We start from the raw sequence: 26,620 nt of genomic DNA, 5'->3' as shown, positions 1-26,620 counted from the left end.
CGCGGTTCCCTTCATACGATTCGCGGCGGCAGTTGTGTCGTGCGCACAACGGCGCGGCGCATCGCTGCAACGGGCGGCCGCGCTGGGGCGGCTGTTTCGGCGCTCAGGCGGAGCGCGGTTCGCGGCAGTGTTATCGGCCGAGCGGCGCGGGCTTGCGCCAGCGATGAAACAAAATCGAGCCGATCCAGCACAGCATAAAGAGGCTCACGATGCCGTAGCCCAGCATGCCGAAGCGTTCGTTGACGGCTGCCACCGCGTCCCACACACCGCCGCTCAATCCGAGCTTGTCCGATAGCAAGCCGAGTGCCTCGATGCCGCCGATCGCGATCGCGACCACGGCGGACACGAACGTGATGCTCGCGTTGTAGTAGAGCTTGCGCTTCGGGTCGTCCATGGCCCAGCTGTAGGCGTGGACCATCAGCACGTTATCGGTCGAATCGACGAGCGTCATGCCCGCCGTGAAGAGCGCGGGAAACACGAGGATCGAGTAGAGCGGCAGGCCTTTGCCCGCTTCGGCGGCGGCGATGGCGAGCAGGCCGATTTCCGTCGCCGTGTCGAAGCCGAGGCCGAACAGCACGCCGACGGGGTACATTTGCCAGCTTTTCGTGACGAGCCGGAAGAGGGGCTTCAGCGCGCGCGACAGCAGACCGGCGGGCGCACCGCGTGCGGCGTCTTCGTGCGTCAGTTCTCCGCCTTGCTGCACGTGCCGGTAGCGGCGCCACACATCGCGCAGGATCACGAGGTTCACGCCGGCCAGCACCAGCAGAAAGACCGACGACACTATCGTGCCAATGGTTCCGCCCACGGCATGAAAGGCCTCGAAGCGCCCGTGCAGCGACAGCGCCGCCAACGCGATGCCGACGGTGGCGGCGATCACGATGGTCGAATGTCCGAGCGAGAACGCCAGTCCGACGCCGAGCGGCCGCTTGCCTTCCTGCATCAGCTTGCGCGTGACGGCGTCGATTGCGGCGATGTGGTCGGCGTCGACGGCATGCCGCAGGCCGAAGCCATAGGCGAGCAACGCGGTGCCGAGCAGCAGCGGATAGTCGCGAAACGCGATCAGCGCCCACGCCCACGCGGCGAGATTGGCGGTGATCAGGCCGGCATACAGCGTGACGAGGCGGGGGCGCAGCGAAAGGGTCGGCGTCATACGTTGGGCCTGGGTTTGCGATTGGTCAATGATCGTGCGGGTGCTTGTGGATCGGGTCGACCCAGTAGACGGTTTCGGGTTGTTCGACGGCGTCGATGTTCAGGTTCACGACGACGGCTTCGTTGTCGCTGCGCACGAGCACGCATTCGAGGGGATCGTCGGTGCTGGCGTTGATTTCCTGGTGCGGGACATACGGGGGCACGAAGATGAAGTCGCCGGGGCCCGCCTCGGCCGTGAATTCCAGATGCTCGCCCCAGCGCATGCGGGCGTGGCCGCGTACGACGTAGATCACGCTTTCTAGTGCGCCGTGGTGGTGGGCGCCTGTCTTTGCGTTCGGGTGGATTGTGACGGTGCCCGCCCATAGCTTCTGCGCGCCGGCGCGCGCGGCGTTGATCGCGGCGGCGCGGTTCATGCCCGGGGTTTGTGGCGTGTTCGTGTCGAGCTGGTCGCCCTTGATGACTTTGACGCCGTGTTCGCGCCAGTCAATCGGGGTTTGGGGTGTGTGCTCGTGATCGTGGCTCATGGCTTGTCTCCTTGCCGGGCGCTTGCGGGGCGTCGTGGTTGGTTATTCTGGCATGGACAAAAGTTTGAGTGGGGTTGGGGTTTTGGGTTGTCTGGCGACGCTTGGTATGCCGTTGCTTTCGCGGTTTGGATTCGTGGCGCGGCCGGTTTGGTTGTTCTGGCTTTTGCGCTGGCATCCGCGTTATGCCTTCGTGCTTCAAGCGTCGCTGTTCGGTGTTTTGGCCTTTGCGCTGGCTCCGCGTTTTGTTAGCGTGCTTCACGCGTCGCCCCTGTGCGGGGCGGCACCTACTTTTCTTTGCCGCCGCAAAGAAAAGTAGGCAAAAGAAAGCGGCTAACACCGCCAGTTCTAGTTCCTGCCTGAGGGCCCCCAACCGGTCCCACGCTTCACACGGCGGCCTTTCTGTTCGCGTTCGTTGCCAACGCTTCGAATGACCGCCTCACCCACTTCAAACACCCGAACAAGAGCTAGCGGCAGCGAATGGTTTGCGCCGCCCAGGTGGCAAACTGTGTGTAGGTTGTTGCGTCGTATAGCTTGGCGCTCTGACAGGGTGGAACGCGTGCGCAATCGGGTCCGAAGTGAGGCGTGTGATGCGCTACGGCCTACACACAGTTTGCCACCTGGGCGGCGGTGGACTATCTGGCAAGGCATGCTGAAACGCGGGAGCGTGAAGCGGGTGAGGCGCACTGCAAGAGCGCTGGCAACGAACTTGAATCGAGAAGTTGCCGCGTGAAGTAAGGGACCGGTTGGGGGCCCTCAGGCAAGAAGAAATGTTGGCGGTGTTAGCCGCTTTCTTTTGCCTACTTTTCTTTGCGGCGGCAAAGAAAAGTAGGTGCCGCCCCGCACAGGGGCGACGCGTGAACGGCGGATACCGTAACGCGGATGCCAGCGAAAATCCAAGCAAACCACCCAGTGTCGCAGACAGCCAAAAAAAAGGCCCATCCCATCAGGAACAGGCCTTCGCACCAAGCAAACCAAACCGGGTTACTTGGACTTCGAATTAATAATCCCTTCCGAGACATTATTCGGCGTCTCAGCGTAATGCTTGAACTCCATCGTATAGGTAGCACGCCCTTGCGTTAGTGACCGCAACGACGTCGAATACCCAAACATCTCCGAAAGCGGCACCTCAGCCCGCACGAGCTTGCCGCCACCGCCGGCAATATCCTCCATACCCTGCACAATGCCGCGCCGGCCAGAAAGATCGCCCATCACGTTACCCATGAAGTCCTCAGGCGTCTCCACTTCAACAGCCATCATCGGCTCAAGAAGCACGGGCTTCGCCTTACGCATCGCATCCTTGAACGCCATCGAACCAGCCATGCGGAACGCGTTTTCATTCGAGTCGACGTCGTGGTACGAACCAAAGGTCAACGTCACCTTCACATCCACAACGGGATAACCCGCCAGCACGCCAGCCTTGAGCGTTTCCTGAATACCCTTGTCGACAGCCGGAATGAATTCGCGTGGAATCACGCCGCCCTTGATCGCATCGACGAACTCGTAGCCCTTGCCCGGATCGGGCTCGAGCGTGATGACGGCATGACCGTACTGCCCACGTCCGCCCGACTGCTTGACGAACTTGCCTTCCACGCCTTCAACCTTGATACGCACCGTCTCGCGATATGCGACCTGCGGCTTGCCGACCGTCGCCTCGACTCCGAACTCGCGCTTCATCCGGTCGACGAGAATTTCCAGGTGCAATTCGCCCATGCCCGAAATAATCGTCTGTCCAGACTCTTCGTCCGTTTGCACGCGGAACGACGGGTCTTCCTGTGCGAGACGGTTCAGCGCAATGCCCATCTTTTCCTGGTCGACTTTCGTCTTCGGCTCGACGGCCTGCGAGATCACCGGCTCAGGGAAGATCATCCGTTCCAGGATGATGATGTTGTTCGGGTCGCACAACGTGTCGCCCGTGGTCGCTTCCTTCAGACCGACAGCCGCCGCGATGTCGCCCGCGCGCACTTCCTTGATTTCCTTGCGCTCGTTCGCGTGCATCTGAAGAATACGGCCGAGGCGCTCCTTCTTTTCCTTCACCGGGTTGTAGACGGTGTCGCCCGAATTCACGACGCCCGAATACACGCGGAAGAAGATCAACTGACCGACGAACGGGTCCGTCATGATCTTGAATGCGAGCGCGGAGAACGGCTCGTCGTCGCTCGGGTGACGCTCCGCTTCCTTGTCGTCTTCGGTGTGGCCGAGAATCGCGGGCACGTCGACAGGCGAGGGCAGATAGTCGATCACGGCATCGAGCATGGCTTGCACGCCCTTGTTCTTGAACGCGCTGCCGCACAGCATCGGCACGATCTCGTTGGCGATCGTGCGTTTGCGCAAGCCCGCCTTGATCTCGTCTTCCGTCAGGCTCTCGTGATCGGTCAGATACTTTTCGAGCATCTCTTCGCTCGCTTCCGCCGCCGCCTCGACCATCTTTTCGCGCCACTCATGTGCGAGGTCCTTGAGGTTGTCGGGGATCTCTTCGTACGTGAACTTGATGCCCTGGCTCTCTTCGTCCCAGAGGATCGCCTTCATCTTGACCAGATCCACGACGCCCTGGAAATGCTCTTCCGCGCCGATGGGAATCTGGATCGGCACCGCGACACCCTTCAGGCGCTCGCCAATCTGGCGCTGCACGCGGAAGAAGTCGGCGCCCACACGGTCCATCTTGTTGACGAACGCAATGCGCGGCACCTTGTACTTGTTCGCCTGGCGCCATACGGTTTCGGACTGCGGCTGCACGCCGCCGACCGAGTCGTACACCATGCACGCGCCGTCGAGCACGCGCATCGAGCGTTCGACTTCGATCGTGAAGTCGACGTGGCCCGGCGTGTCGATGATGTTGATCCGATGCTCCGGATAATTGCCCGCCATGCCTTTCCAGAAGGCTGTCGTGGCCGCCGAGGTAATCGTGATGCCGCGCTCCTGCTCCTGTTCCATCCAGTCCATCGTCGCCGCGCCGTCGTGAACCTCGCCGATCTTGTGAGTCACGCCAGTGTAGAAAAGAATGCGTTCGGTGGTGGTGGTCTTGCCGGCATCGATGTGAGCACTGATACCGATGTTCCGGTATCGCTCGATAGGAGTCTTGCGGGGCACGTGAACCTCCATGTGTTGGCGCGCCGGTGGCTGGCGCCGGGCCTTCTGCTGGCATGTGCTGCGTGGCCCGGACGATCTCGGTGCTGCTGGTGAGACTATAAGAATAGCGTGTCGGCCTGGCTTTTGCAGGAATCCTGCCAGAAGCCGCCAGAGCTGGCACCCGCCCTACGTTGCGGCGCGGCGGATAAAAAACAAGCCGGCGCGCCTTGCGGCTGCGCCGGCTTCCGTCCGGTTCGTGTGTGGGAGGCGGGTTCGCTTATTGCGGCGCCGGCAGTCCCTGCATCTTCATACCGGGCTTGATGCCCTTCGACGTGAACCAGCCCTTGCTCATCTCCAGCGCGTAGACGCCGTTGTTCTTCGGGCAATGGTTGTTGGTAGTTTCCGCCTGCATCTCGTCGATGTCGGTGATCGTGCCGTCCGCGCGCATGAATGCGATCGACAGCGGGATCAGCGTGTTCTTCATCCAGAAGCAATGCACGGCGTTCTCGCCGAACACGAACAGCATGCCTTCGTTCGGTGCGAGTTGCGTGCGGTACATCAAACCTTGTTCGCGGTCCGCATCGTTCGCGGCGACGGCGGCGTCGATGACGTACATGCCTGCCGTGAGCTTGGCGCGCGGAAATTCGCTGGGTTGCTTGGCGCCCTGGGGCATCTGCTGCGCATGCGCATCTTGCGCGGACATCGCCGTCAGCGACACGGCCGACAATGCGGCAACAGGCAATGCAACTGCAATCGCGAAGCGCGCGATCAACGAGCGCAATGAAAATCGCACGACATAGCTCCTTGCTGAATATGATCCGCGCATGTTACGCGAGCGCGTCAAAAACAAAAAGGCAGAGAGCCTTGTGGCCATCTGCCTTTCAACGCCGTAAGAACGGCAAAACTGCTTGATTCTTGACTGCGTTATTGCAACAAACTTATTCCGAAGCTGCCGAAGCTGCTGCCGGAGCTGCTGCCTTCTTGTGCGACTTCTTATGCGAAACCTTCTTCGTTGCCTTGTGCGACGAAGCTGCTGCTGCCGGAGCTGCCGAAGCTGCTTCCGGTGCCGAAGCTTGTGCGAATGCTGCCGTTGCGAAGAGGCCAGCGACCAGAGCGGCGATCAGTTTGTTCATTTTGCAAATCCTCAGCTTTAGTTAATTAACCCAATGACCCGATTAGGTTGAGTCATGTCGTTAAACGTGCCGTCCACCTTTCGGTTGACATCCGCATCGAAGAAATTTTTCTTTGCGGCTGCGAGCGTTCAGACACCTTCATACAGCTCGTTGGAGCGGCATGTGCAAAGGCTCTTGAGGCTGAATGCCGGACAGCTTTATCGGCATCTGCGTCGAGTAACGCATGAACGCGCGACGCGGTTGACGAAAATTTTCAGGAATTTTTGTGAGTGTGATAACGCGTCGCAGATCGGTACTTTTTAACGCTTTTCGCGCGCATTTTTCAAATGACGCAATCGAATAGAAAACGCATGTCGATACAACGGCTTAGCGGAATATCGGCAGGTTTTTTGCGGGCGTATTCACGACGATGTGACACCTTCCCAAGGCGCGCGCGAAGGTAGCTCGATGCTCTCGCCTGGCTGCAATCCAAGCGAAAAAATATCGAGCGCGCCGACGCCGACCCGAACGAGACGCAACGTTGGAAAGCCAACGGCCGCCGTCATGCGGCGTACCTGGCGGTTCTTGCCTTCGGTGATCGACAGTTCGATCCATGTGGTCGGAATCGCCGCGCGATATCGAATGGGCGGCGTGCGGGCCCATAGCGCTTCGCCGGGTTCGACGAATTCCGCGCGACAAGGACGCGTCACATAGTCGCCGAGATCGACGCCGCGCGCGAGCGCCTTCAGAATGTCGTCTGTTGGCGCGCCTTCTACTTGCGCCCAATATCGCTTCACCAGCTTGTGCCGCGGCTCCGCGATACGCGCCTGCAGTGCGCCGTCGTCCGTGAGCAGCAGTAGACCTTCGCTATCGGAGTCAAGTCGCCCCGCGGGATAGATACCGGGCATCTTTACCCAATCGGCCAGCGACGCGCGCGTTTCGTGCGCCGAAAACTGGCAGATCGTGCCGAAGGGTTTGTTGAGAGCGAGCAGAGTCATGCGTGAACGAGGCGAAGGGCGGATGCGTCAACCGTGCGATCGTAGCAATAGCGTCGAAGCGCGCTGCGAGTCTCGACGGCTGCGTCGGGTAGCGAATGGCGAGATCTTAATGCATAATGCGCTGGAGCATGTCTTATGTCTTATATAAGACATAAGACAGTGTGTTCGTTCTCGTGCAGTCTCGCCGGTGTACTGGCATATGTGCATGTCCCGAGCGCGGCCTTGTGTCGACGTGGGCTAGAATAACCGCCTGGCCGCTTGCTGCATCGGTATCTGGCATCAGCACTCGAATCGGCGCGGCACCGCGTCGCGCGCAAGAGGGGCGCCCCGGTTTCGCATTTCCAACCTGTTCTCACAGTACAGCTATCACTGGAGTCCGATCATGGCGTATCAGCACATCACGGTTCCGGCTGACGGTGACAAGATCACAGTCAACCCGGATTTCTCGCTCAACGTTTCCGATCAGCCGATCATTCCGTACATCGAAGGTGACGGCACGGGCGTCGACATTACGCCCGTGATGATCAAGGTCGTCGATGCAGCGGTCGCAAAGGCCTACGGCGGCAAGAAGAAAATCCACTGGATGGAAATCTTCGCGGGCGAGAAGGCGACCAAGGTCTATGGTCCCGACGTGTGGCTGCCGGAAGAAACGATGCAGGTGGTGAAGGACTACATCGTGTCGATCAAAGGGCCGCTCACGACGCCCGTCGGTGGCGGCATCCGTTCGCTGAACGTCGCGCTGCGCCAGGAACTGGACCTCTACGTGTGCCTGCGCCCCGTGCAGTACTTCAAAGGCGTGCCGTCGCCGCTGCGCGAACCGGAGAAGGTCAACATGGTGATCTTCCGCGAGAACTCGGAAGACATCTACGCCGGCATCGAATGGCCGGCGGGTTCGCCCGAGGCGAAGAAGGTCATCCAGTTCCTGCGCGAAGAAATGGGCGTGAAGAAGATCCGTTTCCCGGACTCGTCGGGTATCGGCGTGAAACCGGTGTCGCGTGAAGGCACCGAGCGTCTGGTGCGCAAGGCGATCCAGTATGCGCTCGACCACGATCGCCGCACGGTCACGCTGGTACACAAGGGCAACATCATGAAGTACACGGAAGGCGCATTCCGTGACTACGGCTATGCGCTCGCGCAAAAAGAGTTCGGCGCGGAGCTGATCGATGGCGGCCCGTGGATGAAGGTGAAGAATCCGAAGACGGGCAATGATGTCGTCGTGAAGGACGTGATCGCCGATGCGTTCCTTCAGCAGATCCTGCTGCGTCCCGCCGAATACGACGTGATCGCGACGCTGAACCTGAACGGCGACTACATCTCCGACGCACTGGCCGCGCAGGTGGGCGGCATCGGCATTGCGCCGGGCGCGAACATGTCGGACTCCGTCGCGATGTTCGAAGCCACGCACGGCACGGCGCCGAAGTACGCGGGCAAGGATTATGTGAATCCGGGTTCGGAGATTCTGTCGGCGGAAATGATGCTGCGGCATCTGGGCTGGACGGAAGCGGCGGATGCGATTCTGAAGTCGATGGAAAAGTCGATTCTGTCGAAGCGCGTCACGTATGACTTCGCGCGCCTGATGGAAGGCGCGACGCAGGTGTCGTGCTCGGGCTTCGGTCAGGTGATGATCGACAACATGTGAGCGCGGCGTAGCGCTTTCATCTTCAACGAAACCCCGGCGCGCGACAGCAAACCGGGGTTTTGTTTTGGGCTTTCGTCATCTGCGCGGCAACGTGGCTGCGTTATGATCGGTTCACTTTCTTTGCATCTCGCACTTGTTGGCATCGGCAGACAGGCATGACATCGTTGTGGCGCATTTTCATCGTGTTGACGTTCGCCTTGCTCGGCATGCAGGGCGCGTCGGCGTGCGAGCATCATCACGATGCCGTGCTACAAGCGATGAGCATGCATACGAATGCGGTTCATCGCGACACGTCGACGAGCACGAGCGATTCAAACTCGTCCTGCCATCGCACGCATTCGCTGTGCTGCATGACGGCGTGCGGCGCGCATTGCGGCGCACTGCTGTCGACCATCGGCATGGCGGCGCGCATTGCGTCGTCGGATGTGCCGGGCGCCGGTAGCGACCCCGCGCGCGCGAGCGTCACGCGCGCACCGCCCGTGCGTCCGCCGATCGTGTGACGGTTTCATGTCGGCGCTCATTCGAATAGCGCACAAGAAACCGATGCGTGACTGAATCCGTCACGCTCGCTTCCGTCACATGTTCAATGCGTTGCGTGCAACCGCGTTGCCGCGCCGCATCAGCAAGGAATCGATCCATGATCCGCAGGGATTTTCTCGCCCGCACATTGAGCGTTGCCGTCGCGTCGCTCTTCACGCGCAACGTCTTCGCGCAGCACTCGATGCACGGCATGTCCGGCATGAGCGATATGGACGACATGCCTGGCATGTCGTCGACGCATGCCGACAACTTGCACGCCGCCCACGCAACCCCGAAGCTCGCGCCTGAAACGGCGCTGCCCGCCGGCGCGCCGCTTGCCGCATTGCGCAAGCTCGCGAATGAGAGCAGTGAGGCTGGCGTCTTTCGCGCGACGCTCGTCGCGCAACCCGTGCGCCGCCAGTTGATGCCGGGACGTTCGACGTCGCTATGGCTGTACGGCGACGCCGCGCAAGGGCCGATCGTCGGTCCGCTCATCGACGTGCGCGAAGGCGACACCGTCGAAATCCGCTTCGTCAACCGTCTGCCGCAGCCGTCGACGATTCACTGGCACGGCCTGCCCGTGCCACCCGATCAGGACGGCAATCCGATGAGCCCAGTCGCGCCGGGCGCGTCGCACGTCTATCGCTTCACGCTGCCGCGCGGCAGTGCCGGAACGTACTGGTATCACCCGCATCCGCACATGATGTCGGCGGAACAGGTGTTTCGTGGACTGGCCGGGCCGATCGTCGTGCGCGCCGCCGATGATCCGCTCGCCGCGTTCCCCGAGCGGCATCTGTTCTTCTCGGACCTGAAACTGGCAAGCGATGCGTCGATCGCGCCGAACGACATGATGGACTGGATGAACGGCCGCGAAGGGCAGTTCGTGCTGGTGAACGGCGCGCGGCGCCCGCGTATCGATGTCGCGCAGGATGAGCGCTGGCGTCTGTGGAATGGGTGTAATGCGCGCTATCTGAGCGTGTCGCTGAGCGGTGAGCATACCTTCACGCAGGTTGGCACCGATGGCGGTCTGCTCGACAAGCCACGCGACGGATTGACGGAATTGCTGCTCGCGCCGGGCGAGCGCGCCGAGATCATCGTGCGCGCAGGTGCGCAGGCGTCAGCGGCGATCCTCACCGCTGTCACATACGACCGCCGCAAGATGACGATGACTGAGGGCAAAAGCCTGCCCGCCGACCCTGCCAAACCGCTCGCCGACGTGCGCTTCGTGCCCGGCTCGCCGGGCGGCGCGGCGCGCGCCGTGCCGCTGACGCTGCGTCCAATCGCGCCGTTCCTGCCAGCCGCTGACAACGCCGCCGACAAAGCCCCGCAAAAATCCGTCGTTTTCACCGAAGCGATGGACATGACCGCCATGCACCGTCCTGGCGCGTCGATGTCGGCGCTGCCGCCCGGCATGCAGTTCTTGATCAACGGCGCCAGTTTCGATCCGTCGCGCGTCGCGCTCACCAGCCGGCGCGGCGAAGTCGAGGTGTGGTCGATCGAGAACCGCACGGACATGGATCATCCGTTCCATCTGCATGGCACGCAGTTTCAGGTGATCGGACGGGAGCGGGGCGGCGCAAGCACGCGCGAGCCGTTTCTCGCATGGCGGGATACCGTCAACGTGCAGCCCGGCGAGACGGTGCGCATCGCGACGGTGCAGCGCGACGCGGGCGAGCGGATGTTCCATTGCCACATACTGGAACACGAGGATCTCGGCATGATGGCAACCCTCAAGGTTGTCTGAATGCGGCCGTAGTTATCGATAGAGGCAGTACACAGGCCAGAAACGAAAAAACCCGGCAGAAGCCGGGTTTTCAAGGCTGCGGATCGAACGTCTCAGGCTGCGGACTGAATGTTCGATGCCTGTTTACCCTTCGGGCCTTGAACGACCTCGAAGCTAACCTTTTGGCCTTCCTTGAGGGTCTTGAAACCGTTCATCTGGATAGCCGAAAAGTGTGCAAACAGATCCTCACCGCCTTCGTCGGGCGTAATGAATCCGAAACCTTTCGCGTCGTTGAACCACTTGACCGTACCAGTTGCCATACCAACTTCCCCTGTAACTCAAAAGCTGCCACGAGCCCTCGAAAAGCTCAACGACCACGGATTGCAGTCGTCCCTCCTCACAAGCTCACCAACGGCATTTTTTCGTATAAACGGCTTGTTGAAAAAAGTGCCAGCTTGATTGTTGAGTCTCTTTATTCGAGTGTCAAGAAAATTTTGAGACGCCCATTTCTTCGTTGTAAAGAACCAATTTCCAGGGTTTTTCCCGCTTTTCTTATGTGCGGTGGCGCAAGCGGCGCGTCTTGAAAAGTCGCATAATCGACTCACATGCAGTTCAGCGGTGAGAGGCAGTTTCCGGGTTGGCGTGTCATCAGCTTGCTGGCCCGGGTTGTGCGATACTCGATCCGACTGCAGTCATCAAGCTGCAACACGGATATACCGGAGGGCCGCTACCGCATGCGGCCCGGCGCAGGGCGCACCCGCGAGAGGCCGCTCCACAGGGCCGGAGGGAACAGATGTCCGGCCAGCCGGTCGGGTTTTGACAGGATTGCGGGCCTGTCCGAGTTGTTTAGAATGGGTGTATGGCGATTATCCCGGACAAGCAGGACAACACCGTACTGGAGCGGCAGGATCAAAAGCTGAAACCGCCCGCCATGTTCAAGGTGGTGTTGTTGAATGACGATTTCACGCCGATGGAATTCGTCGTGATGGTCGTGCAGGAGTATTTCAATAAAGATCGTGAGACCGCAACGCAGATCATGTTGAAGGTCCATCGAGAGGGCAGGGGAGTTTGTGGGGTCTACACGCGGGACATCGCGTCGACCAAAGTCGAGCAAGTCGTTACCCACGCGCGGCAGGCAGGGCATCCGCTGCAGTGCGTGATGGAGGAAGCATGATTGCCCAGGAACTGGAAGTCAGCCTGCACATGGCGTTCATGGAAGCGCGCCAGGCGCGGCATGAGTTCATAACGGTCGAACATCTTTTGCTGGCGCTGTTGGACAACCCGACGGCGGCCGAAGTGCTGCGCGCGTGCGCGGCCAATATTGAAGACCTGCGTCAGAACCTGCGCAACTTCATTCACGACAATACGCCGACCGTTCCGGGCACCGACGACGTCGATACGCAGCCCACGCTGGGTTTCCAGCGTGTGATCCAGCGCGCGATCATGCACGTCCAGTCCACGTCGAACGGCAAGAAGGAAGTGACGGGCGCGAACGTGCTCGTGGCGATCTTCGGCGAGAAGGACTCCCACGCGGTGTATTACCTGCAGCAGCAGGGCGTGACGCGTCTGGACGTCGTCAATTTCATTTCGCATGGCATCGCGAAGACCAACAGCTCCGAAGCTGCGAAGTCGACCGACGCGAATGCGGAATCGGACGAAGCCGCCGCGCAAAAGGAAACGCCGCTTGCGCAATTCACGCAGAACCTGAACCAGATGGCGAAGGACGGCCGGATCGATCCGTTGATCGGACGCGAGCCGGAAGTCGAGCGCGTCGTTCAAGTGCTGTGCCGTCGCCGCAAGAACAATCCGCTGCTGGTCGGTGAGGCTGGCGTCGGCAAGACGGCGATCGCCGAAGGTCTCGCATGGCGCATCACGCGCGGCGAAGTGCCCGACATTCTGGTGGATGCGCAGGTCTACTCGCTGGACATGGGCGCGTTGCTCGCGGGCACCAAGTATCGCGGCGATTTCGAACAGCGCCTGAAGACGGTTCTGAAGGAACTGAAGGAACGTCCGAACGCGATCCTGTTCATCGACGAAATCCATACGCTGATCGGTGCGGGCGCCGCATCGGGCGGCACGCTGGACGCGTCGAATCTGCTGAAGCCGGCGCTGTCGTCGGGCACGCTCAAGTGCATCGGCGCGACGACGTTCACGGAATTCCGCGGCATCTTCGAAAAAGACGCGGCATTGTCGCGTCGTTTCCAGAAGATCGACGTGACCGAGCCGACCGTCGAGCAGACGGTGGCGATCCTGCGCGGCCTGAAGTCACGCTTCGAAGAGCACCATGGCGTGAAGTATTCGTCGGGTGCGCTGTCGGCGGCGGCTGAGTTGTCGGCACGCTTCATCACGGATCGTCATTTGCCCGACAAGGCTATCGACGTGATCGACGAAGCGGGCGCGGCGCAACGCATCCTGCCGAAGTCGAAGCAGAAGAAGACGATCGGCAAGAGCGAGATCGAGGAAATCATCTCGAAGATCGCGCGCGTGCCACCGCAAAGCGTGTCGCAGGACGATCGCAGCAAGCTGCAGACGCTCGACCGCGATCTGAAGGCCGTCGTGTTCGGTCAGGACCCCGCTATCGATGCGCTGTCCGCTTCGATCAAGATGGCGCGCGCAGGTCTCGGCAAGACGGACAAGCCGATCGGTGCGTTCCTGTTCTCCGGCCCGACGGGCGTCGGCAAGACGGAAGTTGCGCGGCAACTGGCGTTCACGCTGGGTATCGAGCTGATCCGTTTCGACATGTCGGAATACATGGAGCGTCACGCGGTGAGCCGTCTGATCGGCGCGCCGCCGGGATACGTCGGTTTCGACCAGGGCGGTCTGCTGACGGAAGCCGTGACGAAGAAGCCGCACTGCGTGCTGCTGCTCGACGAAATCGAGAAGGCGCATCCGGATATCTACAACGTGCTGCTGCAGGTGATGGACCACGGCACGCTGACGGATAACAACGGCCGAAAGGCGGACTTCCGCAACGTCATCATCATCATGACGACGAACGCGGGCGCCGAAGCGATGGGCAAGTCGGTTATCGGCTTCACGACGCGCCGCGAGTCGGGCGACGAAATGGCCGACATCAAGCGCATGTTCACGCCGGAGTTCCGCAACCGTCTGGATGCGACGATCAGCTTCCGTTCGCTCGATGAAGAAATCATCATGCGCGTGGTCGACAAGTTCCTGATGCAGCTGGAAGATCAACTGCACGAGAAGAAGGTCGACGCGCTCTTCACCGACGCGCTGCGCAAGCATCTCGCGAAGCATGGCTTCGATCCGCTGATGGGCGCACGTCCGATGCAGCGTCTGATCCAGGACACGATCCGCCGCGCGCTGGCCGACGAACTGCTGTTCGGCAAGCTGATGAGCGGCGGTCGGGTGACGGTCGACGTCGATGCGGACGACAAGGTCGCGCTGACGTTCGACGAGAACTCGACGCCGCCGCGCAATCCGAATCCGGAAGCGGTGGAAGTCGACTAAACGTCGAACTGTCCGAAGCAATAAAGAACGGCGTGGGTTTCGAAACCCACGCCGTTTTTATTTGATGCTCGCGCAACAGAAACTGAGCGCTGCCTCAGTGTTTGCCGGTGCTGCCGAACCCGCCCTCACCACGATCGCTCGTCTCGAACTCGTCGACGATATTGAACGTCGCCTGCACGACGGGCACGATCACCAGCTGCGCGAGGCGTTCCATCGGATTCAGCGTGAACGTGGTCGTACCGCGGTTCCACGTCGAGATCATCAGCTGGCCCTGGTAGTCCGAGTCGATCAGGCCGACCAGATTGCCGAGCACGATACCGTGCTTGTGACCCATGCCCGAGCGCGGCAGGATCAGCGCGGCATAGCCGGGATCGGCTACGTGGATCGCGAGGCCGGTCGGCACGAGCGCCGTTTGACCGGGTTCGAGCGTCAGCGGCGCATCGAGGCACGCGCGCAGGTCGAGGCCCGCGCTGCCCGGCGTGGCGTAGGCGGGAAGTTGTTCGCGCATGCGCGGGTCGAGAATCTTCAGGTCGAGTTTCATGCAGTTCGGAGAGAGGTTGAAGAAGTGGCGGCGCGCGTCATGGCGACGGACCGCCGTGATCGATTCATGACTTGCCGAGTTCAAACGCGTCGGCAAGCAGTTCATACGAGCGCAGCCGCGCGCGATAGCTGCCCGTGACCGACAGCACGATCAGTTCATCGGCGTCGAACTGTTCCTGCAATGCGTGCAGCCGTTCCGTGACGGACTCCGGTGTGCCGACGATGCTGCGCGGCTTTTCCCGGTCGATGATCAGCCGCTCGCGCTCGCCGTATTCCTGCGCGAGCCCTTGTGCGATGGAAGGGACCCGCTCGTTCAGTCCATAGGCCATCTGCACGCGGCGCAGATCGACAGCTTTTTCGAGGTCCGCGGCTTCCTGTTCCGTGTCTGCGCAGATCACGAACACAGCGGCTGCGAGATACGGCTTCTGCTCGTTGCCAGGCCTGAAGCGCTCGCGATACGCGTGCGCGACAGCATGCCCGAAATGCGCATTGATGAAATGCGCGAATGAAAAGCGGATACCCAGTTGCGCGGCCAGCATGCCGCCGAAATCACTGGAGCCGAGTACCCACAGTTGCGGGCGAGTTTCCACTTGCGGCTGTAGCAGCACGCCGTGCGCGAGATGATCGGACGGCAGAGTGCCGCTCATCAGCGCGACGAGATCGGCGACCTGCTGCGGAAACAGTTCGCCGCGATTGTAGTCGCCCGCCGCGACCGCCTGCGCGGTGCGCATGTCGCCTCCCGGCGCGCGCCCGACGCCCAGATCGACGCGGTTCGGAAACAGCGCCTCGAGCATCAGGAATTGCTCGGCGACCTTGAACGGGCTGTAGTACGGCAGCATGATGCCGCCCGAGCCGATGCGGATGCGTTTCGTCACGCTGCCAATGCGGGCGAGCATCACTTCCGGGCAGGGGTTCGACACGCCGTACAGCCCGTGATGTTCGGCGCACCAGTAGCGCGTGTAGCCGAGGTCGTCGGCGAGTTGCGCGAGTTCGACCGTCGCGGCGATCGCGTCGGCCACGGTATGCCCGTCTATCACGGGTGTCTGGTCGAGGACGGAGAGCAGGGTCATGACAGCACCATGGCGTTAGCTGAAGGATTGCATTCGGGCGTGGCGGTTCACTGTGGCAACGAGCGCGACGCGCTCAACCGATCACGCTCGCATCCGGCAGGCGCTTTGCGATTTCCGCAATCAGCGCGCGCGCGAGCGTCTGCTTGTCCGCGCGCGGAAGCTTTGTCGTGCCGGCGGCTTCAAACAGCACGACTTCGTTGTCGTCGAGCCCGAACGTCTGCGGGCCGAGGTTGCCGATCAAGAGCGGCACTTTCTTGCGTTTGCGTTTCTCCTCGCCGTGTACGTCGAGATCGCCGCTTTCCGCTGCGAAGCCGACGCAGAACGGTGGATGCGGCAGCTTCGCGACGGAAGCCAGAATGTCCGGATTCTCGACGAACGCGAACGACGGAATCGCGTGATCGGCTGTCTTCTTGATCTTGTGTTCGGCGACGTGATCGACGCGCCAGTCGGCGACGGCCGCCACGCCGATGAAGATGTCGTAGTCGGGCACCGCGCGCATCACGGCGTCGTGCATCTGCTGCGCCGTCTGCACGTCCTCGCGATAGACGCCCCACGGCGTGTCCAGACCAACCGGGCCCGCGACGAGATGCACCTCCGCGCCGGCTTGCTGCGCCGCGCGCGCAAGCGCGAAGCCCATCTTGCCGCTCGAACGGTTGGTGATGCCGCGCACGGGATCGAGCGGCTCGAAGGTCGGGCCTGCCGTCAGCAGCACGCGGCGGCCCGCCAGCACCTTCGGCGTGAAGAACGAGGCGATCGCCTCATAGACGGCTTCCGGTTCGAGCATGCGCCCGTCGCCGACTTCGCCGCACGCCTGCGCGCCCGAGTCCGGGCCGAGCAGTTCGATGCCGTCTGCGCGCAACTGCGCGACGTTGCGCTGCGTCGCCGGGTTCATCCACATCTGACGGTTCATGGCGGGCACGACCAGCAGCGGGCAATCACGCGCGATGCATAACGTGGACAGCAGGTCGTCGCACAGGCCGTGTGCGAGCTTGGCGAGGAAATCGGTGGAGGCGGGGGCGATCACGATCGCGTCGGCTTCGCGCGACAGATCAATGTGCGGCATGTTGTTCGCGATGCGCGCGTCCCACTGGCTCGTGAAGACCGGGCGGCCGGAGAGTGCCTGCATCGTGACGGGCGTGATGAACTGCGTCGCTGCTTCCGTCATCGCGATCTGGACGGTCGCGCCCGCCTTGACCAGCAGACGCGTGAGTTCAGCGATCTTGTAGCAGGCGATCCCGCCTGTCATGCCGAGGACGATGTGTTTTCCGGCGAGTTCTGTGGCCAACTGATGCCTCCGACAAGACGTGATGGCCGGCGCATCGGTGAAGCGCGCCGGCTTCGTACTGCAAGACTGCGTGAGCGGTGTATGCGGTGCATCACTGCGCCGCACACCGCCCGTTGTTATGTCAGCGCGCGCCGCGCACGCGCCGTAGTTCGTCGAATACCAGCAGCGCCGCGCCGATCGTGATCGCGCTGTCCGCGAGATTGAACGCCGGCCAGTGCCACGTGCCGACATGGAAATCGAGGAAGTCGATCACGTGCCCGTACACAAGGCGGTCGATCACGTTGCCGATCGCGCCACCCATGATCAGCGCGAGCGCCGCGCAGAACAGCCGCTGCGTGCCGTGGCGCTTGAGCAGATAGCAGATCAGAAGCGCCGCCGCGACGCCGAGCGCCGTGAATGCCCAGCGCTGCCAGCCACCCGCCATCGCGAGAAAGCTGAACGCTGCGCCGCGGTTGTAGACGAGCACGAGGTTGAAGAACGGCGTGATGGCATGCGACGAGCCGTACGCGAACACCTTCGCCACCGCGATCTTCGTCAACTGGTCGAACAGGATCACGATCACCGCGACACCCAGCCACGGCGCGAGCGATCCGCCCGCCGGTTTCGACAGCGTTCTGGACATTATGCCGCGCTCCTCGTTTCGCCGTTGCCGAACAGATTGCTGATGCAGCGGCCGCAGAGCGTGGGATGCTCGGCGTTTTCGCCAACTTCCTTGCGATAGTGCCAGCAGCGTTCGCACTTCAGATACTTCGAGGTGATCACGTCGACGCCTTCTTCCGCTTCGCTGTCGACCTTCACGACCGTCGCGCCCGATGTGATCAGCACGAACTTCAGGTCGGCGCCGAGGCTCGCGAGCGCATCGTGACGCGCGCCGCTCGCCCGGATTTCGACTTCCGCCTGCAGCGACGAACCGATCTGGTTCGCGACGCGCGCTTCTTCCAGCGCCTTCGTCACGTCGCTGCGCACCGCGCGCAAGAGCGTCCACTTGTCGAGCAGCGTCGATGCGTCGGGCACTTCCGGATAAGCGTGGTACGTCTCCGTGAAGATCGTCTCGCTGTTCGGCTGGAACACCTTCCACGCTTCCTCGGCCGTGAACGACATGAACGGCGCCATCAGGCGCAGCAGGCCGTGCGCGATGTGATACAGCGCGGTCTGCGCCGAGCGGCGCGCGTTCGAATCGGGCGCCGTCGTGTACAGGCGGTCCTTCAGCACGTCGAGGTAGAAGCCGCCCAGGTCTTCCGAGCAGAACGTCTGCAGCTTCGCGACGACCGGGTGGAACTCGTACTTGTCGTAGTTCGACAGGATGTCCGCTTGCAGGTTGGCCGTGAGCGCGACCGCATAACGGTCGATCTCCAGCCACTCGCTGACGGGGCGCGCGTTCTTCTCGAAGTCGAAGTCCGACAGGTTCGCGAGCAGGAAGCGCAGCGTGTTGCGGATGCGTCGATAGCTTTCCGTCACGCGCTTCAGGATTTCCTCCGAGATCGCCAGTTCGCCCGAATAATCGGTCGATGCGATCCACAGACGGATGATTTCCGCGCCCAGACGGTTCGCGACTTCATGCGGATCGATACCGTTGCCGAGCGACTTCGACATCTTGCGGCCTTCGCCGTCGACGGTGAAGCCGTGCGTGAGCAGCGCGTTGTACGGCGGACGGCCATCGAGCATCGACGCCGTCAGCAGCGACGAGTGGAACCAGCCGCGGTGCTGGTCCGAGCCTTCGAGGTACAGATCCGCCGGGAACTGCAGTTCGTCCTTGTGCGAGCCGCGCAGCACATGCCAGTGCGTCGTGCCCGAATCGAACCACACGTCGAGCGTGTCGCGGTTCTTTTCATACATGTTCGCGTCGTCGCCGATCAGCTCGCGCGGATCGAGCGTTTGCCAGGCTTCGATACCCGACACTTCGACGCGCTTCGCGACTTCTTCGAGCAGTTCGAGCGTGCGCGGATGCAGTTCGCCCGTTTCCTTGTGGACGAAGAATGCCATCGGCACGCCCCACTGACGCTGACGCGACAGCGTCCAGTCGGGACGGTTCGCGATCATCGCGAACAGGCGCTGCTTGCCCCACGACGGATAGAACGCCGTCGCTTCGATGCCTTCGAGCGCCGTTTCGCGCAGCGTCTTGTCGGTGTCGTTAGGCTTGATGTCCATGCCGGCGAACCACTGCGACGTGGCGCGATAGATGATCGGCGTCTTGTGGCGCCAGCAGTGCATGTAGCTGTGCAGGTACTTTTCGGTACGCAGCAGCGTGTTCGCTTCGTCGAGCGCTTCGACGATCTTCGGGTTCGCGTCCCAGATCGACAGGCCGCCGAACAGCGCGAGCGATTCGATATAGCGGCCATCGCCCATCACCGGGCTGATGATGTCCGAGTCGGCCATGCCGTGCGCCTTGCACGAAATAAAGTCTTCGACGCCGTACGCGGGCGACGAGTGGACGATGCCCGTACCCGTTTCCGTCGTCACGTAGTCGCCGAGATAGACGGGCGACGTGCGCTTGTACGACGGATGCGCGGACGCGAGCGGATGCGTGAAGCGCAGGTTCGCGAGCTTCGCGCCCAGCGCCGTCGCGATGACCTTGCCTTCGACACCGTACGACTTCAGGCAGTCTTCGACGCGCTCCTCAGCGAGGATCAGCAGGCCGCGCGGCGTATCGACGAGCGCGTACACGATCTCCGGGTGTACGTTGAGCGCCTGGTTCGCGGGGATCGTCCACGGCGTGGTCGTCCAGATCACGATGCCGCCTTCGTTGCGCGGCAGCGACGCGAGCCCGAACGCCTGCGCAGTCTTTTCGGGCTCGGCGAACGTGAACAGCACGTCGATGGTCGGGTCGGTCTTGTCCTTGTACTCGACTTCCGCTTCCGCCAGCGCCGAGCCGCAGTCGAAGCACCAGTTCACCGGCTTCAGGCCGCGGAATACGTAACCCTTTTCGATGATCTTCGCGAGTGCGCGGATTTCGCCCGCTTCGTTCGCGAAGTTCATCGTCTTGTACGGGTTGTCCCAGTCGCCGAGCACGCCCAGACGGCGGAAGCCGGCCTTCTGCTTTTCGATCTGTTCGGTCGCGTAGGCGCGCGCCTTCTGCATCACTTCGGCGGCGGGCAGCGACTTGCCGAACTGCTTTTCGATCTGGATTTCGATCGGCATGCCGTGACAGTCCCAGCCGGGCACGTAGACAGCGTCGAAGCCCGCCATGTTGCGCGCCTTGACGATCATGTCCTTCAGGATCTTGTTCACCGCGTGGCCGAGGTGGATGTCGCCGTTCGCATACGGCGGGCCGTCGTGCAGGATGAACTTCTTGCGGCCTTTGGAGGCGGCGCGGATCTGCTCGTAGACTTTGCGCTCCTGCCAGTCCTTTACCCATTGCGGCTCGCGCTTGGGCAGGTCACCGCGCATCGGGAAGGGCGTGTCCAGCAGGTTGACGGGATATCGGGCCTGCGGTTTCGAATCGGCTTTCTTGTTGCTCATGGTGAGGTAGCGGTGAATACGGTGTTAGGGCGCGGCATGCGCGAAGACCTGGTTGGCGCCGTGCGGCGCCCTGCGTCGCGCACGACGCGGGCCGTTGCACATGCTGCGTGCGGCGCCCGTCGATGCGCGGCGGACGGTACGTGGTTCGCGCAAGCGCTGCGCACGTACCGCAACGGTCATCTAATTCGATCGGTGGCCGACGTGGCGAAACCAGTGGAACGGCTGCCCGGCGCGTCGCCGATTGCCTCGAACCATGCGCGGGCGTTTGTGACGTCGCGCGCGATCGCGGCCGTCAGCGTTTCGAGATCGACGAACTTTTCTTCGTCGCGCAGCTTCTTCAGAAACTCGACGCGCACGAGCTTGCCGTACGCGTCGCCATGCCAGTCGAGCAGATGCACTTCGAGCAACACGCGGCCGGAGTCGTCGACGGTGGGGCGCAAGCCGAGGCTCGCGACGCCCGGCAGCGGCTGGTCTGCGATGCCATGCACGCGCACGATGAAAATGCCTGACAGCGCGGGACGCTTGTGCGCGATAGGCAGATTCAGCGTGGGAAAACCAAGGTCGCGGCCGAGCTTCAGACCGTGTACGACGTGACCGCTGATCAGATAGTCGCGGCCGAGCGCGGCGCGCGCCGCGTCGAGGTCGCCCGCGATCAGCGACGTGCGCACGCCGGAACTCGAAATGCGCGCGCCGGACGGATCGGCGACGGTCGCCATCTGCTCGACCTCGAAGCCGTACTCTTCGCCCGCCGCCTTCAGCGACGCGAAATCGCCCGCGCGTTTCGCGCCGTAGCGGAAGTCGTCGCCGATCATCACCCAACGCGCATGCAAGCCGTTGACGATGATCCGCTGGACGAACGTATCCGGCGACTGGCTCGCGAACGTGTGGTTGAAGTGCTCGACGACCACGCGGTCGACGCCGTTCATGCGCAGCGCTTCGAGCTTGTCGCGCAGCATCGCGATGCGCGGCGGCGCGCTGGCGGGATTGAAGAACTCGCGCGGATGCGGCTCGAAGGTCATCACGCAGACGGGCAGGCCGCGCGCGTCAGCGGCCGCGCGGACGCGGGCGAGCAACGCCTGATGCCCGCGGTGGACACCGTCGAAGTTGCCGATGGTCAGTGCGCACGGCGCACGGCTTTCGGCATTGGGAAGACCGCGGAAGACTCTCACGATAGAGGCGTAGGATTTGAGCGGGCCGGATGCCGCAAAACAATCGATTATAAACGCACAGGGCGCCACACGGCGCCGGCGCGCGGATCGGGGCCTGGCCGAATGATAAAATCCGCAAATGAAAAATCTCGTCATTCTGATTTCCGGACGGGGCAGCAACATGGAAGCCATCGTGCGCGCCTGTGCGAGCGAAGGCTGGCCGGCACGTATCGCCGCCGTGATTGCCAACCGTCCTGATGCCGCGGGGCTTGAATTCGCGGCGTCGCAAGGTATTGCCACAAAGGTCGTCGACCACCGCCAGTTTCCCGACCGCGACAGCTTCGACGCCGCGCTTGCGCGCGAAATCGACGGCTTCGCGCCCGATCTCGTCGTGCTTGCCGGCTTCATGCGCGTGCTGACCGACGCATTCGTCGATCGTTACGCGGGTCGCATGATCAACGTGCATCCGTCGCTGCTGCCGAGCTTTCCGGGCCTCAAGACGCACCAGCAGGCGCTCGACGCCGGCGTGCGGCTGCACGGCGCGTCGGTGCATTTCGTCACGCCGACGCTCGATCACGGGCCGATCGTGCTGCAGTCGGCCGTGCCCATTCTGGCGGGCGACGATGCCGCGACGCTCGCTGCGCGCGTGCTCGACACCGAACATGTTATTTATCCGCGCGCAGTGCGCTGGTTCGTCGAAGGGCGTATTGCCGTCGACGGCCTGCGCGTCACCGTGACGCCACCTGAGCCTCAATGGCTCTTCCTTGACACAACAAGCCAGAACACCGCCAGGGAGGGCGAATGAAACTGCATGGATTTTTGATTGGACAAACCGAGACACTGCTCGCCGAGGTCCTCAAGTTCACCGGCCCCGCCGATGCCGCAACCAGCCGCTTTTTCCGCGCGCATCCGAAGCTCGGCCACGGCGAGCGCGGCGTGATCGCGGAAGCGGTATTCGCGGTGCTGCGTCGCCGGATGGAGTTTGCGCATCTCGCGGAAGGCGGCACGGGCAGTCCTGCCCGGCGCCTCACGCTGCTCGGACTGATGCAGACGGCGGGTCGCACGGCATTGAAGCCGTTCATGTCGGATGCCGAGAACGCGTGGCTCGAACACGTGGCGAAGATCGATCCGCAGAGCTTGCCGCTGCGCACCCGTCTGAATCTGCCCGACTGGATCTACCAGGCGCTCAGCAAGCGCTTCGAAGCCGAAGAACTCGCGCACCTCGCCGCCTCGTTGAACTACCCGGCGCCGCTCGACCTGCGCGCGAACCCGATCAAGGCGAGCCGCGACGAAGTGCTGTCCGCGCTGTCGAAGGCGGGTATCGAGGCAGGCGCGACGCCGTTCGCGCCGTTCGGCGTCCGCGTGGTCGGCAAGCCGCCGCTCACCAAGCTCGACGCGTTCCAGGACGGTTGGCTCGAAGTGCAGGACGAGGGCAGCCAGTTGCTGTGCTCGCTGGTCGCGCCCAAGCGCGGCGAGATGATCGTCGACTTTTGCGCGGGCGCGGGCGGCAAGACGCTGGCGCTCGGCGCGATGATGCGCTCGACGGGCCGTCTCTATGCCTTCGACATCTCCGACCGGCGCCTCGCGAAGCTCAAGCCGCGCCTCGCGCGCAGCGGGCTGTCGAACGTGAATCCGGTGTTGATCGACAGCGAACACGACGCGAAGATCAAGCGGCTGGCGGGCAAGATCGACCGCGTGCTGGTCGATGCGCCGTGCAGCGGCCTCGGCACACTGCGCCGCAATCCCGATCTGAAATGGCGCCAATCGCCGGAATCGATCGCGGAACTGACGCCGAAGCAGTTGTCCATCCTGACGAGCGCCGCGCGTCTCGTGAAGAAGGGCGGCCGCCTCGTCTACGCGACGTGCAGTATCCTCGATGCGGAAAACGAAGGCGTCGTGCAGCAGTTTCTCGCCGATCACCCGGATTTCGTGCTCGTGCCCGCGCGCGACGTGCTCGCTGAGCAGCGCATCGAACTGGAAATGGGCGATTACCTGTCGCTTTGGCCGCATCGTCATGCGACGGACGGCTTCTTCGCGGCCGTGCTGGAACGCCGCGGCTAAGGCCTGCCACGCGAACGGCCGGGCTTGACCGGTCTGGCCGGCGCGCGCTGTGTGAGCGCCGCGCCGGCCGCTGGAAACGCCAGCCGCTGGAAACATCATGCAAAACCATCTCTTCTTCCACATGCTGGGCGACGTCGTGCGCGACTTCGGCCAGCCCGTGATTCTTTGGCAGGTCGGCGTGCTGCTCGGCACGCTGGCGCTCGCGTATCTGCTCGCGCGACTTATGCGCCGCGCGCTCGATGCGAAGCGCGAAACGCGTTATGGCGCGCTGCGTTTCGGCGCCGAGGCGCTCAACCGCGCGCTCTTTCCGCTGCTGGGCGGCGTGCTCGTGTGGATCGCGCGGGCCATCGCCGGGCAGTTCATTCACACGTCGCTGCTCGACCTCGCGCTGGTGCCGCTGTTCGGCATCGGGCTGATCTACATCGTGTTCTATCTCGCGCGGCGCGTGTTCGGCCGCGATGACAGCGCGCATACGTGGCTGTCGCTGGTCGAAAAGGTCGTGTCGCTGATCGTCTGGATCGGCATGGTGCTGACCGTAATGGGCATCCAGAACGACGTGCTCAAGTGGATGGCGAGCGTGCAGTTCAGGATCGCCAACACACATGTGACGCTGTTGTCGCTGCTATCCGGGCTGCTGTGGGTCTGCGTGACGATGATCGTCGCGATGTGGCTCGGCGCGGCACTCGAAGACCGGCTGATGCGCTCGGGCGCACTCGACGCGAACCTGAAAGTGGTGCTGTCTCGCGTCGGCCGGGCGCTGCTGATACTGGGGGCGGTGCTGATCAGCCTGTCGCTAGTCGGCATCGATATCACGGTGCTCGGTGTATTCGGCGGCGCGCTCGGCGTGGGCCTTGGTTTCGGTCTGCAGAAGATCGCGAGCAACTACGTGTCGGGCTTCATCATCCTGATCGACCGGTCGCTGCGCATCGGCGACACGATCAACGTGAGCGGCCTGCAAGGCATGGTCACGCAGATCCGCACGCGCTATACGGTGGTGCGCGGGCTCGACGGGATCGAAACGCTGGTTCCGAACGAAAAGCTCATCACCGACGTCGTGCAGAACCAATCGTCGTACCTGACGCGCGGTAACGCCAAGGCGACGCTCCAGATCTCGTATTCGACCGATGTCGAAAAGGCGATGGCGCTGCTCATCGAGGCCACCCAGGGTGTCGACCGCGTGCTGCAGGAACCGGCGCCGACTCCTTATCTGGCGGGCTTCGGGCCTGACGGCATCAATCTCGAACTCGGATACTGGATTCAGGACGCAGCGACGGGCACGTCCGCCGTGCGCTCGAACGTGAATCGCAACATCTGGCGGCTCTTTTCGGAGAACGGCATCGCGATCCCGTATGCGCAACGCGAAGTGCGCATCGTCGCCGGCTCCAGCGACATCATGTCGCAGGCGGTAACAATGACCGGGCACGTCGCGAACGAATCGGGCAGTGCCGCCTGAAACGGGTCTTTGCGGGGGCATCCAGCCGGATTTCGCCCCTTTTTCAGCGGCAACCGGTTGATGCAGCACAACAATTTCCTTATTTGTTACAGATACTTGGAACCGTTCGCGTAGAATATCGTCGTAAATAACTCGTTGCTTTCACTTTCTTGACATCCGCCGTTGTATCCTTCTGCGAATGTCTTCCGTTCCTAGGTAAATGGCCTTGTTGAATTCCTTGCTTGATTTCCTTGCCCACGGCGCACTGCGTTTCTCGTGGTGGCAAATCGTGTTGTGGACGCTCGCCGTCACGCACGTCACGATCATTGGCGTCACTGTCTATCTGCACCGCTGCCAGGCGCACCGTGCGCTGGATCTGCATCCCGTTGCGGCGCACTTCTTCCGCTTCTGGCTGTGGATGACCACGGGCATGCTCACGGGCCAGTGGGCTGCGATTCACCGCAAGCACCACGCGAAGTGCGAGACGGAAGAAGATCCGCACAGCCCGCAGACGCGCGGCATCTGGAAGGTGCTGCTCGAAGGCGCGGAGCTGTATCGCACCGAAGCGAAGAATGAAGAAACGATGCGCAAGTTTAGCCACGGCACGCCGAATGATTGGATCGAGCGCAACGTGTACACGAAGTACCCGATCCTCGGCGTGAGCATCATGATGGTCGTCGACGTCACGCTGTTCGGCATCGTCGGTCTGAGCGTGTGGGCCGTGCAGATGATCTGGATCCCGTTCTGGGCGGCGGGCGTCGTCAACGGTCTCGGACACTTCTGGGGTTATCGCAACTTCAACTCGTCGGATGCGAGCACGAATCTGATCCCGTGGGGCATCATCATCGGCGGCGAAGAGCTGCACAACAACCACCACACGTACGCGACGTCGGCGAAGCTGTCGAACAAGTGGTACGAGTTCGATATCGGCTGGATGTACATCCGTATCATGTCAGCGTTCCGTCTTGCGAAGGTGAAGAAGATTGCACCGACGCCGCGTCTGACCACGGGCAAGCTCGTGCTCGATCAGGACACGCTGCAAGCCGTGCTCGCGAACCGCTATGAAGTGATGGCGACTTACGCGAAGGCGATCAAGCGCGCTTACCGTCAGGAACTGGCGCATCTGAAGGAAGTGGGCGCGCGCGAAAAGTATCAAGTTATGCGCGGCGCGCGTGGCTGGTTCCATAAGGAAGAGGCGGGTCTGGACGAGCCGCAGCGTCGTCAGTTGCCGCAGATTTTCGCCAACAGCCAGAAATTGCGCACCTATATCGAGTTGCGCAATGAACTGGCCGCAATGTGGGAGCGTTCGAACGCATCGCGCGAACAACTGCTGGTGCAATTGCAAGATTGGTGTCATCGCGCTGAACAAAGCGGCATCAAGGCCCTGCAGGAATTTGCGATGCGCCTGCGGCGCTACGCCTGAC

The 26,620-nt window shown here is 62.4% G+C and carries 23 protein-coding genes; 10 read left to right on the top strand and 13 right to left on the bottom strand.

From position 1 onward, the window contains the following. Nucleotides 1–130 precede the first annotated feature (130 nt). Entirely contained in the window at nt 131–1,150 is a 1,020-nt protein-coding gene (locus BLT65_RS36915) for a HoxN/HupN/NixA family nickel/cobalt transporter (RefSeq protein WP_091787660.1), read from the bottom strand. A gap of 25 nt (nt 1,151–1,175) precedes the next feature. Continuing rightward, entirely contained in the window at nt 1,176–1,673 is a 498-nt protein-coding gene (locus BLT65_RS36910) for a cupin domain-containing protein (protein ID WP_042310419.1), read from the bottom strand. 52 nt (nt 1,674–1,725) lie between these two features. On the opposite strand from BLT65_RS36910, the gene BLT65_RS36905 reads away from it, so the two are divergent. Continuing rightward, nucleotides 1,726–1,989, top strand: a complete 264-nt coding sequence (locus BLT65_RS36905) for a hypothetical protein (protein ID WP_143036627.1) — start codon at nt 1,726–1,728, stop codon at nt 1,987–1,989. 665 nt (nt 1,990–2,654) lie between these two features. Here the strand turns inward: BLT65_RS36905 and fusA are convergent. From fusA to BLT65_RS36885, 4 genes are all read right to left on the bottom strand, one after another. Further along, the gene (gene fusA, locus BLT65_RS36900) at nt 2,655–4,760 is read right to left on the bottom strand and encodes an elongation factor G (RefSeq protein ID WP_091787689.1); all 2,106 of its coding nucleotides are present in this window, start codon (nt 4,758–4,760) and stop codon (nt 2,655–2,657) included. A gap of 256 nt (nt 4,761–5,016) precedes the next feature. Beyond that, a complete protein-coding gene (locus BLT65_RS36895) occupies nt 5,017–5,532 on the bottom strand; it encodes a DUF192 domain-containing protein (protein WP_091787654.1) in 516 nt (171 codons plus the stop codon). A 145-nt stretch (nt 5,533–5,677) separates the two neighbouring features. Next, nucleotides 5,678–5,872 carry a hypothetical protein gene (locus tag BLT65_RS36890; protein WP_042310425.1) on the bottom strand — a complete coding sequence of 65 codons (195 nt, stop codon included), beginning with the start codon at nt 5,870–5,872 and terminating at the stop codon, nt 5,678–5,680. 401 nt (nt 5,873–6,273) lie between these two features. Then, nucleotides 6,274–6,849 (bottom strand): pseudouridine synthase, encoded by a 576-nt coding sequence (locus BLT65_RS36885; protein ID WP_091787651.1) that lies wholly within the window; start codon nt 6,847–6,849, stop codon nt 6,274–6,276. Nucleotides 6,850–7,231: 382 nt separating this feature from the next. Here BLT65_RS36885 and icd point away from each other — a divergent pair, with 382 nt between their 5' ends. From icd to BLT65_RS36870, 3 genes are all read left to right on the top strand, one after another. Continuing rightward, nucleotides 7,232–8,488, top strand: coding sequence for an NADP-dependent isocitrate dehydrogenase (icd, locus tag BLT65_RS36880; protein ID WP_042310429.1), 1,257 nt, complete (start codon nt 7,232–7,234; stop codon nt 8,486–8,488). 155 nt (nt 8,489–8,643) lie between these two features. Then, nucleotides 8,644–8,988 (top strand): hypothetical protein, encoded by a 345-nt coding sequence (locus BLT65_RS36875; protein WP_091787647.1) that lies wholly within the window; start codon nt 8,644–8,646, stop codon nt 8,986–8,988. A gap of 137 nt (nt 8,989–9,125) precedes the next feature. After that, entirely contained in the window at nt 9,126–10,751 is a 1,626-nt protein-coding gene (locus BLT65_RS36870; protein ID WP_091787643.1) for a multicopper oxidase family protein, read from the top strand. Nucleotides 10,752–10,843: 92 nt separating this feature from the next. On the opposite strand, the gene cspD is transcribed toward BLT65_RS36870, so the two are convergent. Next, nucleotides 10,844–11,050 (bottom strand): cold shock domain-containing protein CspD, encoded by a 207-nt coding sequence (gene cspD, locus BLT65_RS36865; protein ID WP_007586257.1) that lies wholly within the window; start codon nt 11,048–11,050, stop codon nt 10,844–10,846. Nucleotides 11,051–11,589: 539 nt separating this feature from the next. Between cspD and clpS the strand changes: the two genes are divergently transcribed. Both clpS and clpA read left to right on the top strand, forming a co-directional pair. Further along, nucleotides 11,590–11,904 carry an ATP-dependent Clp protease adapter ClpS gene (gene clpS, locus BLT65_RS36860; protein WP_007586255.1) on the top strand — a complete coding sequence of 105 codons (315 nt, stop codon included), beginning with the start codon at nt 11,590–11,592 and terminating at the stop codon, nt 11,902–11,904. Further along, the gene (clpA, locus tag BLT65_RS36855) at nt 11,901–14,201 is read left to right on the top strand and encodes an ATP-dependent Clp protease ATP-binding subunit ClpA (protein WP_042310436.1); all 2,301 of its coding nucleotides are present in this window, start codon (nt 11,901–11,903) and stop codon (nt 14,199–14,201) included. Before clpS ends, clpA begins: the two co-directional genes overlap by 4 nt. A gap of 94 nt (nt 14,202–14,295) precedes the next feature. Here the strand turns inward: clpA and dut are convergent, their stop codons facing one another. The 6 genes from dut to BLT65_RS36825 form a co-directional block, all read right to left on the bottom strand. Beyond that, entirely contained in the window at nt 14,296–14,742 is a 447-nt protein-coding gene (gene dut / locus BLT65_RS36850) for a dUTP diphosphatase (protein WP_035986177.1), read from the bottom strand. Between the two features lie 64 nt (nt 14,743–14,806). Then, on the bottom strand, nt 14,807–15,811 hold the full coding sequence (locus tag BLT65_RS36845; protein WP_091787640.1) for an LLM class flavin-dependent oxidoreductase: 1,005 nt from the start codon (nt 15,809–15,811) through the stop codon (nt 14,807–14,809). A 73-nt stretch (nt 15,812–15,884) separates the two neighbouring features. After that, nucleotides 15,885–17,096: a bifunctional phosphopantothenoylcysteine decarboxylase/phosphopantothenate--cysteine ligase CoaBC gene (coaBC, locus tag BLT65_RS36840; protein WP_091787637.1), complete on the bottom strand. Its 1,212-nt coding sequence runs from the start codon at nt 17,094–17,096 to the stop codon at nt 15,885–15,887. A gap of 121 nt (nt 17,097–17,217) precedes the next feature. Continuing rightward, the gene (gene lspA / locus BLT65_RS36835) at nt 17,218–17,718 is read right to left on the bottom strand and encodes a signal peptidase II (protein ID WP_091787634.1); all 501 of its coding nucleotides are present in this window, start codon (nt 17,716–17,718) and stop codon (nt 17,218–17,220) included. After that, nucleotides 17,718–20,555 carry an isoleucine--tRNA ligase gene (gene ileS, locus BLT65_RS36830; RefSeq protein ID WP_091787631.1) on the bottom strand — a complete coding sequence of 946 codons (2,838 nt, stop codon included), beginning with the start codon at nt 20,553–20,555 and terminating at the stop codon, nt 17,718–17,720. The genes lspA and ileS overlap by 1 nt, the downstream gene beginning before the upstream one ends. Before the next feature lie 176 nt (nt 20,556–20,731). Then, nucleotides 20,732–21,724 carry a bifunctional riboflavin kinase/FAD synthetase gene (locus BLT65_RS36825; RefSeq protein WP_042310446.1) on the bottom strand — a complete coding sequence of 331 codons (993 nt, stop codon included), beginning with the start codon at nt 21,722–21,724 and terminating at the stop codon, nt 20,732–20,734. 118 nt (nt 21,725–21,842) lie between these two features. On the opposite strand from BLT65_RS36825, the gene purN reads away from it, so the two are divergent. From purN to BLT65_RS36805, 4 genes are all read left to right on the top strand, one after another. Further along, nucleotides 21,843–22,508, top strand: coding sequence for a phosphoribosylglycinamide formyltransferase (gene purN, locus BLT65_RS36820; RefSeq protein WP_091787629.1), 666 nt, complete (start codon nt 21,843–21,845; stop codon nt 22,506–22,508). After that, entirely contained in the window at nt 22,505–23,764 is a 1,260-nt protein-coding gene (locus tag BLT65_RS36815) for an RsmB/NOP family class I SAM-dependent RNA methyltransferase (RefSeq protein ID WP_042310450.1), read from the top strand. Before purN ends, BLT65_RS36815 begins: the two co-directional genes overlap by 4 nt. A 97-nt stretch (nt 23,765–23,861) precedes the next feature. Beyond that, complete coding sequence (locus BLT65_RS36810) at nt 23,862–25,217, top strand: mechanosensitive ion channel family protein (protein ID WP_091787626.1); 1,356 nt, start codon at nt 23,862–23,864, stop codon at nt 25,215–25,217. 205 nt (nt 25,218–25,422) lie between these two features. Further along, entirely contained in the window at nt 25,423–26,619 is a 1,197-nt protein-coding gene (locus BLT65_RS36805; protein ID WP_091787686.1) for a DesA family fatty acid desaturase, read from the top strand. Nucleotide 26,620 lies beyond the last annotated feature (1 nt).

Origin of the sequence: Paraburkholderia steynii (assembly GCF_900100565.1) — a bacterium.
Lineage (GTDB): Bacteria > Pseudomonadota > Gammaproteobacteria > Burkholderiales > Burkholderiaceae > Paraburkholderia > Paraburkholderia terrae.
This window is presented reverse-complemented; position numbering and strand designations above follow the sequence as displayed.